The 15,302-nt window shown below is 61.2% G+C and carries 15 protein-coding genes; 7 read left to right on the forward strand and 8 right to left on the reverse strand.

Annotated features, from left to right (window positions below):
• Window positions 1–86 precede the first annotated feature (86 nt).
• The 5 genes from O1W68_RS14165 to O1W68_RS14185 form a co-directional block, all read right to left on the reverse strand.
• Entirely contained in the window at window positions 87–734 is a 648-nt protein-coding gene (locus O1W68_RS14165) for a TetR/AcrR family transcriptional regulator (protein WP_269304453.1), read from the reverse strand.
• 148 nt (window positions 735–882) lie between these two features.
• The gene (gene modA / locus O1W68_RS14170) at window positions 883–1,689 is read right to left on the reverse strand and encodes a molybdate ABC transporter substrate-binding protein (RefSeq protein WP_269304454.1); all 807 of its coding nucleotides are present in this window, start codon (window positions 1,687–1,689) and stop codon (window positions 883–885) included.
• Window positions 1,690–1,829: 140 nt separating this feature from the next.
• Window positions 1,830–4,988: an HAD-IA family hydrolase gene (locus tag O1W68_RS14175; RefSeq protein WP_269304456.1), complete on the reverse strand. Its 3,159-nt coding sequence runs from the start codon at window positions 4,986–4,988 to the stop codon at window positions 1,830–1,832.
• Window positions 4,989–5,084: 96 nt separating this feature from the next.
• Window positions 5,085–5,969 carry a universal stress protein gene (locus O1W68_RS14180; protein WP_269304458.1) on the reverse strand — a complete coding sequence of 295 codons (885 nt, stop codon included), beginning with the start codon at window positions 5,967–5,969 and terminating at the stop codon, window positions 5,085–5,087.
• Window positions 5,970–6,106: 137 nt separating this feature from the next.
• Window positions 6,107–6,973: a LuxR C-terminal-related transcriptional regulator gene (locus tag O1W68_RS14185; protein WP_442972360.1), complete on the reverse strand. Its 867-nt coding sequence runs from the start codon at window positions 6,971–6,973 to the stop codon at window positions 6,107–6,109.
• A gap of 113 nt (window positions 6,974–7,086) precedes the next feature.
• Here O1W68_RS14185 and O1W68_RS14190 point away from each other — a divergent pair, with 113 nt between their 5' ends.
• The gene (locus O1W68_RS14190; protein ID WP_269304460.1) at window positions 7,087–8,712 is read left to right on the forward strand and encodes an acyl--CoA ligase family protein; all 1,626 of its coding nucleotides are present in this window, start codon (window positions 7,087–7,089) and stop codon (window positions 8,710–8,712) included.
• A 62-nt stretch (window positions 8,713–8,774) separates the two neighbouring features.
• Entirely contained in the window at window positions 8,775–9,440 is a 666-nt protein-coding gene (locus O1W68_RS14195) for a phosphoribosyltransferase (RefSeq protein ID WP_269304462.1), read from the forward strand.
• Between the two features lie 29 nt (window positions 9,441–9,469).
• Here O1W68_RS14195 and O1W68_RS14200 read toward each other — a convergent pair whose 3' ends face one another.
• Together O1W68_RS14200 and O1W68_RS14205 are read right to left on the reverse strand one after the other, a co-directional pair.
• Entirely contained in the window at window positions 9,470–10,498 is a 1,029-nt protein-coding gene (locus O1W68_RS14200) for an LLM class flavin-dependent oxidoreductase (protein ID WP_269304463.1), read from the reverse strand.
• Window positions 10,499–10,633: 135 nt separating this feature from the next.
• Window positions 10,634–11,194, reverse strand: a complete 561-nt coding sequence (locus tag O1W68_RS14205; protein ID WP_269304465.1) for a dihydrofolate reductase family protein — start codon at window positions 11,192–11,194, stop codon at window positions 10,634–10,636.
• Window positions 11,195–11,325: 131 nt separating this feature from the next.
• Here O1W68_RS14205 and O1W68_RS14210 point away from each other — a divergent pair, with 131 nt between their 5' ends.
• Window positions 11,326–11,742, forward strand: coding sequence for a VOC family protein (locus O1W68_RS14210; protein ID WP_269304467.1), 417 nt, complete (start codon window positions 11,326–11,328; stop codon window positions 11,740–11,742).
• Between the two features lie 265 nt (window positions 11,743–12,007).
• Window positions 12,008–12,238: a hypothetical protein gene (locus O1W68_RS14215; protein WP_269304469.1), complete on the forward strand. Its 231-nt coding sequence runs from the start codon at window positions 12,008–12,010 to the stop codon at window positions 12,236–12,238.
• Between the two features lie 329 nt (window positions 12,239–12,567).
• Here O1W68_RS14215 and O1W68_RS14220 read toward each other — a convergent pair whose 3' ends face one another.
• A complete protein-coding gene (locus O1W68_RS14220; RefSeq protein WP_269304470.1) occupies window positions 12,568–12,942 on the reverse strand; it encodes a VOC family protein in 375 nt (124 codons plus the stop codon).
• Between the two features lie 392 nt (window positions 12,943–13,334).
• Between O1W68_RS14220 and O1W68_RS14225 the strand changes: the two genes are divergently transcribed.
• From O1W68_RS14225 to O1W68_RS14235, 3 genes are all read left to right on the forward strand, one after another.
• Window positions 13,335–13,877, forward strand: coding sequence for a putative immunity protein (locus tag O1W68_RS14225; protein ID WP_269304471.1), 543 nt, complete (start codon window positions 13,335–13,337; stop codon window positions 13,875–13,877).
• A 439-nt stretch (window positions 13,878–14,316) separates the two neighbouring features.
• Window positions 14,317–14,661 carry a hypothetical protein gene (locus O1W68_RS14230; protein ID WP_269304472.1) on the forward strand — a complete coding sequence of 115 codons (345 nt, stop codon included), beginning with the start codon at window positions 14,317–14,319 and terminating at the stop codon, window positions 14,659–14,661.
• A 394-nt stretch (window positions 14,662–15,055) separates the two neighbouring features.
• Window positions 15,056–15,302: transposase (locus O1W68_RS14235; protein ID WP_269304474.1), on the forward strand; the 247-nt coding region annotated here is incomplete at its 3' end.

Consider the following 15,302-nt stretch of genomic DNA (forward strand, 5'->3'; position numbering starts at 1 on the left):
TCGCGAGCATAGTCATGGCAGGAACTCCATCGTGTGGGTCAGGCTCCCCTGATACCGGGAACTTCGACATATCGCATTTCATTCTGTCAGCGTCGCGGCGATACCGGGGCTTGCCAGATACCTACCGTCGCGTCGATCAGATCGGTTCCGCAGTCGGCCCAGTTCGGTGGACGCTCGGGATGCTGTGCAAATTCGAGTTCCTTCTCGGCGCAGATATGCATCATCATATTTCGGGCCATGTCGCTACGTGCTCGACGTACCTCTGCCGGTAGATCCGGTAGGCATCCATGGAGGCCGACGAGGGTCTTACTCAGCGAAGACGACACCCCTGCCTTTTCGTACATCACCGGCCGCAGCGTTGGATCGGTCATGATCTGGACTGCACATCGCGCATACCAACTGGGTTGTCCCAACGTCGCCAAGTGATCGGTGTACGGCGCGATGAGGCACGAGACCCAGTCGCGAAGCCTTTCCGAATCCCCGTTTCGAAGCACGAGCGTGGTCCGATTCTCCTCGATCACGACCGAATGACGTTCGACGATCGCGCGTACGAGGTCCGTCTTCGTACCGAAGTGGTACCCGACCGCCGCGTTGTTGCCCTGCCCTGCAGCCTCGCTCACCTGCCGGTTGGACACAGAATGAAGTCCATGCTCGGCATACAGTCGTTCCGCCATCAGCAAGATCGACTCGCGCGTCCCCGCAGTACGCGTCGAACGCACGCCGCTACTCGTCATCTCGGGGTCCACCCTTCGCTACCATCGCTTCTCGAACCGGACACATAGTCGAGTGAACTATCCCACCGGACAATATTAAAGCACGTGCCTTAACAGGAGTAGATCACCCGCGCGACTGTAGTCTCGATTGCTTGCGATCTCACTTTCGTCAGGGCGCCGCAAATCCAGCATCAGCCAAAATTTCCTGCCCCTCGGCGCTCATGACCAGCGCTTCGAACGCCTTTGCCGCCGCGGGGTTCTGCGAATCCGACAGCACCGCAATCGGATACGTATTGACTGCACCGGCTGACTCCTGGAAGGCGACCGAGGTGACCTTCTCGCCCGCGCCCGACGCGTCCGTCACGTAGACCAGACCTGCGTCGGCCTGACCGGAGGTGACCTTGCCGAGCACGTCGGTGACGGACGACTCTTCACTCACCGGGGCGACATCGACTCCGATCGCCTTCTCCACCTTCGCGGTAGCGGCGCCGCACGGCACCTGCGGTGCACAGACGACGACCTTGTTGCCCGTATCGGCGAGGTCGTCGAAGGAAGCGATGCCCTTCGGATTCCCTGGAGGGGTGACGATGATCAGGGTGTTCGTAGCGAAGTTCTCGGGCTCGCCGGAGATCAAGTTCGCGTCGAGTGCCTTGGTCATGTTTGCAGTGTCTGCGGAAGCGAAAACGTCTCCCGGTGCACCCTGCGTCAACTGAGTGACCAGATCCGAAGAACCGGCAAAGTTGAACGCGACATCGGTCCCCGGATGGGCCGCTTCGAACATGGTGCCGAGCTGAGTGAAGGTTGCCTTCAACGACGCGGCTGCGAAGACGGTGATGTTCCCGCTGACCTCACCTGGAGCAGTGGAACCGGACTCCGGCGCCGTCGAATCACTACCGCGCTCACCACTCGAACAGCCTGTAACCAGCACTGCAGATATGGCGAGGACTGCTGCGAGCCGCCCGTAGATGTTCTTCACTATGCTCCCTCGATAGACCGATTCAGTGGCCCCTTACATCCGTAGACGCGGGCTGAACCCAACCTTAGAGCAGTATCCGCGGATAGAAGATTGAGGTTGTTCCGCAGGCATAGATTCTTCACACTTCACTTCGTAGCTTTTTACGAGGCGAAGTAGGCAGCAGCAGAAACCGATTCACCGCCGTTCATCACAAATTCCTGCCCGTCGATGCTGATCCGAATTGCCGGTGCACTGCATGGGCTCGTCGTAACAGTGGTCGCTGCACCGTCGCATCTGATGTGAACCCAGTGGTCGCGGTACCGGAGATCGAGTTCGAGTGATCGAAGCTCGATCGGCAACTGCGGATGAAGCCTCAGGATGTCGCCGCGCACTTCGATTCCGGTATAGCAGCGCTGCAGGATGTCCACACTTCCCGCCATTGCGCCCAGATGGATTCCCTCCCGCGTCGTGCCCTGCTGACTGTCGGCAAGATCGGCCGTGCACGACTCCCGCAGCATGTCCCAGGAGTCTCGACGGTTACCTCTCGCGAGCACCCAGGAGTGCGCGACTCGGCTCAGCGTCGAGCCATGGGTCGTTCGAGCGAGGTAGTAGTCGACGGTTGCCGGAATCGTGCTCGGTTCGAAGTCGTACCCCATCCCCGCGAGTAGTTCGGTGAGCTCCTCCGCGGTGAACAGGTACAGCAGCATCAGAACATCGGCCTGTTTGGACACCTTGTAGTGTGCGCAGGAGTCATTCTCGGCTTCGAGGATCAGATCGAGCCGGCCGATGTTTCCGTATCTCTGTCGGTAGTCATCGAGGTCGAGTTCTCGAAGTTCCCCGTACCCACGAAATTGTGCGAGCAATCCGTTGTCGAGAAACTCCACGCGCAGCCTGCATGCCAGGTTGTGCCATGTGTGAAGTTCCGACGAGCTGACATCGAGCAGAGCCCACAGGCCCACACCGTCGTCACGACCGACGATCGCGTAAGCGTCCAGCGCGCGTCGTATGCTCCACGAGGCCATCACGTTCACATAGGTCGAATTATCGATTCCCTCACCGGGATGGCCGGGGTATCCATCGTGGAATTCGTCGGGTCCCATGACGCCCCGAATATCGAACCGGTCGTCGGCGGCGTCCCACACCGCAAGGCTGGTCCAGAATCGTGCATTTTCGACCAACATCTCGGCTCCGTAGGAGGCCAGGAAGCCGAAGTCCGCTGTCACTTCCCAGTAGTGCCACACATTGTAGGCAACCGACAAACCGACATGGAATTGCCGATTGGAGTGATCGGGCATCCATCGTCCTGATCGTGGATTGAACAGCACGTGCGGTGTCTCCTCGCGACCGTCGCTACCGCTCTGCCACGGAAACAAGGCCCCGCTACAGCCGATTTCACGCGCTCGGCGCTTCGCCTCGGACAGTCGTCGATAGCGATAGAGCAACAGAGATCTCGACAACTCTGGAATGCGCAGATTCAGTAGCGGCAATATGAACAACTCGTCCCAGAAAATGTGCCCGCGATAGGCCTCCCCATGCAGTCCACGCGCCGGAATCCCGACGTCGAGATCCACAGTGTGCGGAGACAGGCACTGGACGACATGAAAGAGCTGAAGTCGAACCGCTCGGACGGTCTCGTCGTCGGAGCATTCGACCTCGAGATCGTATCGATGCCACAACCGTTTCCATTGCCGTCGGTGGTCGTCGAGAAGCGCGGGGAAAGATCCCGATTCGTCGAGGCACGACAGTGCAGCGCTGAGCGGATCGGAGATGGCTCGATCACGGGAGCAATACAGTGCGACGATCGATGATACTTGCACGCCGACGGCTTGTGAGACGTCAGCCGAGGTTTCCTGAAAGATGCTCGTCGGGGTGCTGGTTGCGCCGAGGACAGGAGCGGCAGAATCCATTCGGGCAGCGAGCGTGAGTGCGATCCGCGATTGCCGAGTATGCGCCTGGAGCCATACCTGATTCTTTGCCGCAGAACCTGTTTCGCATTCAGTCAGGTGAGCATTGTTCAAAGCACGAAACTCGGCTACGTTGCCGTTGGTGACATCGCCGTCCAAGGTCGCGCGCACGGTGATCGTTCCGGTGTAGTTCTCCGGCTCGACTCTGGTATCGAGCGCCGCCAGGTGCGGCGATGCCATGGACACGAATCGTATCTGCCGAAGCCAGGTGCGACGTCCCTGCGAATCTTCGAGGAGGCTTTCGCGTCGAAGAACGCCTTCTCTCATATCCAAGGCGATGTGGTGGTGTTGCAGGAGATGATTGTGGCTGCTGAGCCATTCACCGTCGTCGATATCGAATGTGGTGCCCAACCAGTTCGGCCAATTGACAATTGATTCGTCCTCGTAGTCGACGCCGCTGATCGTCGAGGTGAGTCTGTTGTAGCATCCGGCGAGATACGTACCCGGGTAGTGCACGCCGTCGGCGCTTGCCTCGGGCAGGGCGCCACGGGTCGCGAAGTATCCATTCCCCAGGGTGCAGAGGCTCTCACGGATTCCCTCATTCGAGGCTATCGCGCCGCGGTAATGCAACACCCACGTCGATTCCGCGTCGGTGGAGCACAACTCACAAGCACCGTTGTATTCAGCGGGACTGTCCGGACCGATGTCGATATCGAGTTCAGTGAGATCGCCGACAACCACCTCCGCATCCAACTCGACTGCCGCAGATGCCCGTTGAAGTCCGATGATCAGTCCAAACATTCCGGCTTGCGCGCCTTGAATACCGGCCACCGCATCCTCCACGACGGCAGAAAACTCGGGTGCAACTCCGAGCCTGCGGGCTGCTTCGAGAAACAAGTCCGGCGCGGGCTTACCTGCCAGGCCTCGACGCAGTGCATCGGTGCCGTCGACCCGCACATCGAACAGTCCCCCGACGCCGGCAAGGGCCATCACCTCCCCCGCGTTCCTGCTGGCCGACACCACTGCTGTCGGAATGCCTGCAAGCCGCAGTTGGCGAAGCACATCGATCGTTCCAGGAATCGTACGAACACCTTCAGAAGTCAGCGTGCGGAGATAGTCCTCATTCTTGCGATCGGCCCATTGCCGCACGCTCCCCAATGCCGTGTCGCCGTGCGAAGTCTCGGGAAGAGTCAGTCCACGTGCATGCGCGAATCCGCGCACCGCATCGAGTCGATCCCGTCCATCGATGTAGGCCCGGTAGTCCTCGTGTGTGAATGGCCGGTCCCCTTGTCCGGCAGCTTCGAGTAGCGCATCGAACGCGGTTTTCCAGGCCTGCTCGTGAATCACAGCCGTGTCGGTGACGACGCCGTCCAGATCGAACAGGACAGCATCGACCCGGCGTCCCTGGATTCTCACGGCGACTCGATACCCGAATCGACGACCGCCACGCGGAACCCTATGGGGTGCCTGCTCTTTCCTCGTGATCGACCGACGGAGATCCACCACGAGGTCTCACGAGCGCACGCGGCAGATCATGACGGGGCAGCGCGCGTGGTGTGCGAGATTGCTACTGGTAGATCCCAATAAGGCGCTTCTCACCGGACCTCGTCCTCTACTTCCCACCACGACGAGTTGGGCGTGCTCGGACAAGTCTACGAGCGCGTGCGCGGGGTTGCTCTGTCGGAGAACACGTTCGACCACTACCTCTGGGTACTTCTCGACCCACCCCGCCAGGCTTTCCGCGAGGAGGACCGACTCCTCTTTCTCGATGGCCGCCCAGTCGATGAGGAGAGGCAACGTCACGCCTCCCGCCTGTGATGCGGCGCTCCAAACATGCGCAGCAATGAGCGGCACCTCGAGCCGCGCGGCTATTTCGAATGCCATCGCTATCGCGGCGGCGCTAGTAGCGCTGCCGTCGATTCCGACCACGATCGGGGAATTCGGGTCCTGTGCGCCTTCGCGCCACACGACGACAGGGCACGCTGCGGTGTCAGCCACCACCTTGGCGGTGCTACCGAGCAATGTCGACAACACAAGGCCTGTCCCAGAGCTACCGACCACCATCAACCGTGCCGAAGCCGACAGATCGACCAGCATTTCCGCGGGCGGCACGGCGTCGACATGTGCGCTCACACTGAGGTACGGATGCCGCTCCAGGATGGCTTTCGTTGCCTCGTCGACAATCTCCTCGGCGGTGCGACGCTGCTGGTCCCACACTTCCTCGGGTATCACCATGACGGACTCGGCCATGTAGCACGTCGGTTCCTGAACCGCGCACGCGATGTGCAGCGGAGAATCCAGACGGTCCGCCATACCTGCAGCCCACAGAGCCGCACCCGTACTGCTGGGTGAACCATCCACTCCGACAACGACTTCCTGATGATTCGCCAAGACCATGCCAGCCTCCCGACAGATAAAAAGGGTGCGGCGACTTACCGCCGATGATCACCACGATTGCACGGCTGAGGTACGTAGACGAGAGCACAAAGTCCTCTGATGTAGATGTTGGTCGCACCAACGCAATTCATTGTGCTCTAACCGAGTAGTCCGTGCCGACGCGCCTCGACCACAGCCTGCGCCCGGGTGGCTACGTCCAACTTGCCCATCAGGTTTCGCATATACGTTTTGACGGTGTCGACACTCAACGACAGTCGCGCCGCTATCTCGGCGTTGCGGCAACCGAGCGATGCATACTCGAGAACTTCGATTTCGCGTTTCGACAAGGTCACCGAGGAGGTTCGTCGATCCGTCGGCAGCATACGGCGCAGGATGTGCTCGACGGCCGTCACTTCTGCTTCGAGGTCAGTGTCTTCCATGCGGTCGGCGATGGATCGCAACGCGAGATAGCTCTCGATGATGGCATCCATCTGGCGGTCGTCCCGAGCTGTCGGGGTTTCCACCCTTCCCGAGGACGCCAACATGGCAAGCCTGCGGTCGACCTCGTCACGAATGTCGATTTCCCGTGCCAGTTCCAGCGCACGCTCTACGACGATGTCCGTCAGGCGGTCACTGAGGGGTTGATTCACCCGCAACCCGCCGTACAACGCTCCGCGAGTCCGTCCGCGCACGACCACCGGCACCGCCAGCAGGGTCTCGATCCCCTCCGCCCCGACCTGATAGTCGTATTCGTGAGTGATCGACAGTGATGTGGCGTAGCCCTGCACGCCGATCGGCCGCTGCTCGGCCATCGCGCGACCACCGACGCCGCACCGCACGTCGATCACGAGGTTGCGGAGAATGGTGCTACGCGTACCCAGGAACCCGGACAAGGTGAGATTCCCGTGTTCGACGGTGCCGCCGAACAGCACCGGAAAAGAAGTCGTCGCCTTCAGCGTCCGCAATTCGGCTTGCAACGCATCACGGTCGCTCGGCCTCAGATGTCGACTCACGATCCCTCTCATGCCCGCTCGATACCCACTCTTGGGGGTAGCGGTGTTCTCCCTGCTGTAACTAGCGTCAACGGTAACGTGTAGTGCGCGTCACAAGACTATCGCTTTTCGAAAGGTCTCACCCGATGCTCGATTCGACACTGTCGTCCGCCGGACTGTCGTCCGCCAACAACACGCCCTTGAGCCCGCTGCGTTTCTTGGCGCGTTCGGCGAGCGTATTCCCGAATCGGGTGGCTGTGATTCACGGCGACCGCCGCTATACCTACAAGCAATTCGGTGACGAAGTCGACCGTCTCGCCCGCGTCCTGTCGAGCCGCATCGAACCCGGCGACCGCATCGCATATCTCAGTCCCAACACCCCGGAAATGTTGTTTGCGCACTTCGCCGTTCCTCTGGCAGGTGGCGTCCTCGTTGCCCTCAACTCACGTTTGACCGGCAGCGAGCTCGACTACATCCTCGACCACTCCGGCACCAAGATCTTGTTCGTCGATTCGGAGCTCGTCGAATCCGCCTCCGGTGCCCGCGCGGCAGTGCCGTCGCTGCAGGAAATAATCGAGATCCCCGACTCTACGATCGATCCCCCCACCGTTCCGGAAGGCGTTGTCACCGGCCAGTATTCAGACCTTCTCGCCGAGGCCGGCAACCTCGTCGATGCACCCCCGTTGGTCTGGGGCGTGGAGGACGAACAGCAAGTCATAGCAATCAATTACACCTCCGGAACAACCGGCAAGCCCAAGGGCGTGATGTACACACATCGTGGCGCCTACCTCAATTCGCTCGGCGAGACGTTCCACAACGGTTTCACCGGCTCGACAAAATACCTGTGGACCCTCCCGATGTTTCATTGCAACGGCTGGTGCACACCCTGGGCCGTCACTCAGGCAGCCGCCACCCACGTCTGTCTGCGCGCGGTTCGCGCCGACGCAGTGTGGGATGCAATCGACAACCTCGGCGTCACGCACCTGTGCGGCGCACCGGTTGTCTGTTCGACCATCGCCGAAGCACCCCAAGCACATCACGTGGACGCCCTGCACATCACCACCGCCGGAGCGCCACCAGCACCGAGCATCATCGCCAAGCTCGAAGGACTCGGAATCACCGTCGTCCACGTGTACGGGCTGACCGAGGTATACGGGCCGTACACAATCTGCGAAGTTCAGGACGACTGGCACGACCTGAAATCCGACGAGCGCGCCGAGCTGATGTCCAGACAGGGCGTCGGGATGATTCAAGCCGAGGACGCACGCGTCGTCGACCCCGAAATGAACGACGTCGCAGCCGACGGACAGACGATGGGTGAAATCGTCCTTCGCGGCAACAACGTCATGCTCGGCTACTACCGGGATCCGAAAGCCACAGCGGAAGCGTTCGCCGGCGGCTGGTTCCACAGCGGCGACCTCGGGGTAATGCACCTGGACGGCTACATCCAGGTCAAAGATCGCGCCAAGGACATCGTCATATCGGGCGGCGAGAACATTTCGACCGTGGAAATCGAACAAGCCCTCATGTCCCACCCAGCGGTGTTGGAAGCCGCCGTCATCGGCGTCCCGCACCCGAAGTGGGGAGAACGCCCCAAAGCATTCGTGATCAAGAAGAAGGACGCCGACGTCAGCGCCGAAGAATTGATCGAGTACACACGCGGCCGTCTCGCGAAGTTCAAAGTCCCAGACGAGATCGTTTTTCCACTGGACCTCCCCCGTACGCCGACGGGCAAGATACTGAAATTCGAGCTCAGGAAGTCCACGGCCTGAGCGCCGGAAAGAACCGCGGGTTCGAGGAGTTTGTGCCTCGATGCCGTGGGTAACTGTTCGACATGGGGACGAGAACGTTCCGCGACCGAGCCGACGCCGGGCAGGCGTTGTCGGTCCTTCTCGACGCCGAAGAGTTCTCCGAAGACGTGCTGGTGCTCGCCTTGCCGCGTGGCGGAGTGCCGGTCGCCGCCGAAGTCGCTACGTCGTTGCACGCGCAGTTGGACGTTCTCGTCGTTCGCAAACTCGGAGTCCCCAGACAGCCTGAACTGGCCATGGGAGCCATCGCCGGCGGTGGAGCGATGGTGGTCAACGAAGACGTGATCCGCGCCGAGAAAGTGAATTCGGTTGAGCTACAACAGGTGATCACCGAAGAACAACGTGAGCTGCAGCGTCGCGAGCAGCTCTACCGCGGAAACGCACCGCCTGCCCGGATCCACGGGAGGTCGGTGATCGTCGTCGACGATGGCGTCGCGACCGGAGCAACCATGCGAGTGGCGCTCGAGGTTGTGCATCGCTACGACCCCACCCACGTCGTTGCCGCCGTGCCCGTGGCTCCGGCGTCGAGCCGCGTTGAACTCCAAGAACTGGTCGACGCACTCGTGTGCGTCTCCACGCCTCGCCGGTTCCTCGGGGTGGGGGCGTCGTATGCACGATTCGAGCAGACCACCGATGAAGAAGTCCGCTCTACACTCGCCGAGGCGGCAGCACGACATCGGCGTGATCAGTGATGTGCCGCCGGTAGCTATCAGCGCCGAAGTCAGGCTTTCGCCACCAGAGGGGCAACCTCGGTGCCGAGCAACTCGATGCCGCGAAGTAGGTCGCCGTGGGCGAGCCTCGGATTCGTCATCTGCAGCGACAACCGGTCGACGCCGCCTAGCTGTTCCCCGACCCGCAGGATCTTTTCGGCCACCGTCTGCGGGTCTCCCATGAAGAAGGCACCGTCAGGCCCGGATGTGGCGTCGAACTGCTGGCGGGTCGGCCGGGCGAAACCGCGCTCTCGGGAGATTTTGGTGAACATTTCATTCCAGCCGGGGTAGATGGTGTCTGCTGCCACCTTCGTGGTCTCGGCGACGAAGCCGAATACGTGCAGCCCTACCTGCAGCTTCTCTGGGGCGTGACCGGCCTGGGCTCCCGCGCGTCGGTACAGGTCTACGAGCGGGGCGAACTGGCGCGGCTCACCACCGATGATCGCAATCATCAGCGGCAGCCCCAGCATGCCTGCGCGGGCGAAGGACTCCGGGGTTCCACCGACGCCGACCCAGATCGGCAAAGGATCCTGCACCGGCCGCGGGTAGATGCTCTGCTGGACCAATGGTGGGCGATGCCGACCGGACCACGTGACCTCGATGTTGTCGCGGATCTGCAGCAACAGTTCCAGCTTCTCGGTGAAGAGAGAGTCGTAGTCGGCAAAATCGAGGCCGAACAGCGGAAACGACTCGGTGAAGGACCCGCGGCCTACGACCAGGTCGATCCGGCCCTTCGAGATCAGATCCAGGGTGGCGAACTCTTGGAACACCCGCACCGGATCATCTGCGCTGAGCACCTTGACCGCACTGCCGAGGCGGATCCGTTCCGTCCGAGCGGCCGCGGCGGCCAAAATGATCGACGGTGCCGAGTCGTAGTACTCGCTGCGGTGATGCTCGCCGATCCCGAACGAGTACAGCCCGACCTGGTCAGCAAGGGCGATTTCTTCCAGCAGATGCCCCATCCGCTCGGCCGGCCCGATCACCCGACCGTCCGTCGGATCTGTCACGGAGGAGACGAAGCTGTCAACGCCAACATGCATGATGCGACCTCTCGATTCAGGGCGGACGGATCCACCCAGCATTGGAGACGATTCAACCACTCCCGATGAAAGAGTTCCGGGTCGCGGGCCAGATCGGTTGTCGCACGGTTCACCCGATGACGGCGGAGTCTTCAGCTACTTCGCCTCGTAGCGCAGCAAGACCGCGCCTCCGGGGAAGGTGCGGTTCTCCACCAGTCGCAGCGAGATCCAGGACGGCAGTGTCGGGAAGAACGGTATGCCGCCGCCGACTGCGATCGGCGAGATCACGATCCGGTACTCGTCCACCAGTCCCGCCTGCACAATAGGTGCGGCCAAAGTCGCCCCGGCCACCGCCAATCTGCCGTCGGTTTCGGCTTTCAGCTTCCTCACCACCTCGACCGGGTCGCCGCGTTCGAGGCGAGAGTTCCAGTCGACGGACTCCAGGGTGCGCGAGAACACGACCTTGGGCATGTTGCACCAGATGTGGGCGAAGTCGACGATAGTCGGGCCAGCGTCCGGGGACTTGTCGGCGGTCGGCCAGAACGCGGACATCAATTCGTAGAGCCGGCGCCCATAGAACGACAAGGCAGTCTCCCGCTCGAGATCGTTCCAGTATTGATGCAGTTCTTCGCTCGGATCGGACCAGTCGATGCTGCCTTGCGCGTCGGCGATGTACCCATCCACCGATACGTTGAAGCTATAGCTGAGTTGTCCCATGCAACTGAAGACTGCACCGGCGGGCAAAACTCATCGGGATCCGCACATCGCCAGTTCTCAACCGACTCTTCATCACAGCCTGAAAATCGTTTGCCCCTGTGCTCGGCAACGACCAGCGGAATAGTACTCAAATGTCTCCGCCCTGGCCCGCTCATCTTGATGTCGGCGCAGTTCGATTTGCGCGTCCCACCGCAAACTACGAAGAGGTACTCGTTTTCTACCGCGACATTGTCGGACTACGGGTTCTGGCGCAGTGGCGAAATCACAGCGGATACGACGGGGTCGTATTCGGTTTGCCGGGCTCCCCCGTTCAGATGGAGTTACTACAGTTCGGCGAACCGCCACGTATTCCTGAGCGGGACCACGAGAATCAGCTGGTCCTCTACCTCAAAGGGCCGCAAGCCTTGGCGGCCGCATGCAAGCGATTCACCGATCACGGTCATACCCCGGTTGTAACCGCCAACCCATATTGGACGGACCACGGCGCCGTGCTGTTCGAGGACCCGGACGGGTGGCTGGTGGTGTTGGTGCCCTGGACATTCGAGTAGAGCGGCACCAGCGTCATTGCCTACTGCACGTTCTCGATCAGACGCCCCCTTCGGCAACCCTTGACCCAGGCCCAGCCAAGTTCGTTCCACTGCCGCCAGAGAGCGAAATCGATTGGCTCATTGGGTACTTCGGCAGACCGGGCGTGATCATCACGGGGCATAGCCTGCGTGTAGCGGGCTTCTCGTGCGTCATCGACCAACTGCGAGAATGGTGAGATAGCCTGCACATTGGGTCGCGTGATCCGCCAACCGATTGGTTATTCACATGAAAAGGTTCGCCGCAGTATTCCTCATCGTCGGAGCCGCTGCGCTCGGCTCTCCCGCCGCAGCCATCGCAGCACCGATAGGCACCGGCAGTGCCGAAATGGGCGGGCCGTTCTATGGGGCGCTTCCGTCCTGGTCGACCATCTTGGCTGCATTCGCTCAGTGCGGATCCGCCGCCATCGGAAACACGGCGTGCGGCACTGGAACTCCGCCGATTGCCTTCTTCCCCTAACTGGCGACGGGAAGGCTCGAGCTACTTGCGGGCTTCGAGCTTTCCATCCGCTCGGTGATCAGCAGACCGAACTCCCCTCTGTGACGCAACGCGTTGTCCACCCTGTCATCCCAGCTGTGATCTAAGATTGATCGAACAGGACGTAATCGTAGAATCGACGGCGAGTAGAGGTGGGCATCATCTCTATCTGGTAGTCCCTCCATCACTCTGCAGCTGTCGAATCGGACGCCTGCGAATTCGGCGAGATTCGTCAGCGCGCGGAGTCGAGGCCATCGGGTAGAACGACATTGGATCTCGCACCGCGTGCGCCCGATGACCTCGACGCGCCATCACACGTACGGTCGAGTCAGAAATTCAACCAGGTGGTTTGCCGGATCGAGGACGTAGAGTGCTCGTCCACCGTCTTCGTGTCGAATTTCGTTGTGCTGCGAGCGTTGCGGGTCGCCCCAGTAGTCCGTGCTGGACTCAATCAGCCAGGCAACGATTCGATCGAAATGCTTTTCGTCGACCAAGAACGCGAAGTGCAAGGAGTCGAAAGTCGTCGGCGGCGTGGCGAATTGCAGGAGTACACCGTCAGACATGATCAGGTTGGCGAATGGTCCCCACGAGGGAGCATCCACAGTTTCGAGAAGGCTCCGGTAGTACGTCGCCGATTCTTTGGCGTCGTTGGTGGGAATGATCATGTGGTTGAATTTGGCAGTCATCAGTTTCCTGTCATCGAGGTCAGAGTTGGCCACTAGATCTCGGCGAGGTGGGCCTCTTGGTCGAGGCGATGAATCTGATAGCTGATTCCGGCCAGCTCGTGTGCTTGGCAAGATCGCGCAAAACTTCACCATCGCCAGGCTCACTGAGGGTGAGAATGCGCCGGTCAATCGTGCGCCGGACGAGCGCAGATCGCGGCTAGTCACACGAGCAAGAAGGGTGCGCCGAAATCATCGTGCAGCTCCCGTGTTCGACGCCTCCATGCCTGACACAGACTGCCACCGGCACGCGACGTGACCTCGACCGTAGCTCATGTCGAGCCAGTTGGTCCAGGAAGCGACCGGTTTCGGACCGCTGTGAATTTCCCGCCAAGTCACCTGCGAGAATCAAACCGATGGCACAGGCACCCAACGACTTCGAACTGACGATGGCCGAGTTGCGCACCGTCGCAAGGTTCGCCGCCGAGAGTGCACAACAATTGTTGTCAGCATTCGAGGCCGTTGCACCTGACGATCGACGCCCACGAGCGGCACTCGACGCTGCATGGATTTTTGTCGACGGAGCCCCGAGAACCAACTTGCAGCGCCTCACCGCTCTCGATGCGCATCGGGCCGCGAGGGATGTTAGGACCGAAACCGGACAGCTCGCAGCGCGAGCGTGCGGTGACGCCGCGGCCGCCGCCTACTTGCACCCCATCGCCAGAGCGACGCAAGTTGGCCACATCTTGCGAGCGGCGGCGTGTGCCGCCCGGGTAGCCGAGCTGAATGCAGGTGGCAATGAAGCCGCCGCAGCACAATCCATACAGTCGACACGTGACCGCGCTACCTCCGTGCTGCTCGATGTCCTCGGGCGGTACCCGGCTGCACCCGCTGGGAAAGGCAGACTCGGCCAGCTCATGAGTACTCTCGATAGTTCCCTACGCGCCCACGAAATCTAGGGCCAACTCACTCCTCCCGGTACTGCGTTCGATCCGAGTAGGGGTGGGCGCAGCGCTGGCTGCCTCCCAGACACTCACGCATCTGGCGCACCGTCAGTGTGCGGTCACGCAGCTCCGCCTGGTTCCATCGCCGAATTGGACGATCCGGGCGGAGCCGATGCGGTGCCCGGATGGCTGGAACGTGCCGTCGAGAAGCCGAGGTCGGTGAATCCGAACAGCGTGGGTGATGCGGACTGAAAAAGATATCTGCCTCGCTCGCTCCAGCTTCCCGAATGACCACCTCGCGTCAGGCAGCCAAAGCTTCTATACACCGATTCGGGGCAAACACGAGAACCCCAAGCACGCAATGCGCTCTCGACCGGTGACACCGCCCATCTTGTCGTATTGGACACCTATGGTTCTGCGGACTCAACCATTCACGCTCAGGAGGTTCCGCACCGTGCCAGCACAGGCGTGGGTGACACTCCTCGTCGGACTCGTCGCCAGCTCCGGCGTCATCGTCACCTGGCAACAAAAGAACTCAGCCGACCGCCGGTCCGAATGGTGGCGACGAACGACCTGGGCCTTCGAACGCACCTATGGCAACACCGACGCCGAAGCCCAGCTCGGATGGCGGGTGCTCGAAACGCTCGTCGCATCTAGACTGGCCACACGTAGCGACTCCGATATCGTCCAAGTCATCGCCGAACAAATCGCCCTTGGCGACACCGACACCTCATACGAAGAGGAGGCAGAGGATGACAACAGCGACACCGAAGAACCAAACGGCCCCCGCCACCCGTAGCCTCGCCGTACGCCGAGCCGCCGCCCGAGCCGCAGTCGCTGCAAGCGCCAAGACAGGCCGACCAGTCCCCGCCGAGGTCCAAAGGCTTGCCAACTCGCGCTAGGGCTGTCTCAACATTGCCGCAGTTCGTTCCATCCAGGAACAACGAAAGTCCGTTCAGCTGCTAACACCGGCCCCGGCAGGTCGTTCGATCCAGCGACCTATGGGCTGATCCACGGCAGAAACGACATGCCTGCCAAGAACCGCATTTCAACGCACCCGCGGCGCGACCAGACCGAAAATTGGACAACAAAAAATGTCCCTGTCAGTGTTTCTGGCGTGTCCCCGGCGAACGGGGCCATCATGTTTTAGAGTCTTGTTGCCCATGAGCTGGGCGGATAGGACTATGGAGAACATGGCTGGACGGAAGCGGAACTCCGCGGAAGACATCGTGCGCAAGCTGCGACGAGCAGATGAGCTCACCGCTGCAGGGAAGACGCAGGAGGAGATCGCGGCGGAGCTTGAGGTGTCGGCAGCGACCTTGTACAACTGGCGCCGCCAGTACGGCGGGATGGACACCGACGCCGCGAAAGAGCTCAAGGAGCTGCGGGAGCAGAACGGCAAGCTCAAGCGACTGCTTGCCGACGCTGAGCTGGAGAAGG

Source organism: Rhodococcus sp. H36-A4 (assembly GCF_027158005.1).
In the GTDB taxonomy this organism is placed as follows: domain Bacteria; phylum Actinomycetota; class Actinomycetes; order Mycobacteriales; family Mycobacteriaceae; genus Rhodococcoides.

Coding starts and splice junctions, on each gene's coding strand:
- O1W68_RS14210 (WP_269304467.1), top strand. CDS start 11,326: ATGTCTCCGCCCTGGCCCGCTCATCTTGATGTCGGCGCAGTTCGATTT.
- O1W68_RS14165 (WP_269304453.1), bottom strand. CDS start 734: ATGACGAGTAGCGGCGTGCGTTCGACGCGTACTGCGGGGACGCGCGAG.
- O1W68_RS14200 (WP_269304463.1), bottom strand. CDS start 10,498: ATGCATGTTGGCGTTGACAGCTTCGTCTCCTCCGTGACAGATCCGACG.
- O1W68_RS14195 (WP_269304462.1), top strand. CDS start 8,775: ATGGGGACGAGAACGTTCCGCGACCGAGCCGACGCCGGGCAGGCGTTG.
- O1W68_RS14215 (WP_269304469.1), top strand. CDS start 12,008: ATGAAAAGGTTCGCCGCAGTATTCCTCATCGTCGGAGCCGCTGCGCTC.
- O1W68_RS14190 (WP_269304460.1), top strand. CDS start 7,087: ATGCTCGATTCGACACTGTCGTCCGCCGGACTGTCGTCCGCCAACAAC.
- O1W68_RS14225 (WP_269304471.1), top strand. CDS start 13,335: ATGGCACAGGCACCCAACGACTTCGAACTGACGATGGCCGAGTTGCGC.
- O1W68_RS14180 (WP_269304458.1), bottom strand. CDS start 5,969: ATGGTCTTGGCGAATCATCAGGAAGTCGTTGTCGGAGTGGATGGTTCA.
- O1W68_RS14220 (WP_269304470.1), bottom strand. CDS start 12,942: ATGACTGCCAAATTCAACCACATGATCATTCCCACCAACGACGCCAAA.
- O1W68_RS14205 (WP_269304465.1), bottom strand. CDS start 11,194: ATGGGACAACTCAGCTATAGCTTCAACGTATCGGTGGATGGGTACATC.
- O1W68_RS14185 (WP_442972360.1), bottom strand. CDS start 6,973: ATGAGAGGGATCGTGAGTCGACATCTGAGGCCGAGCGACCGTGATGCG.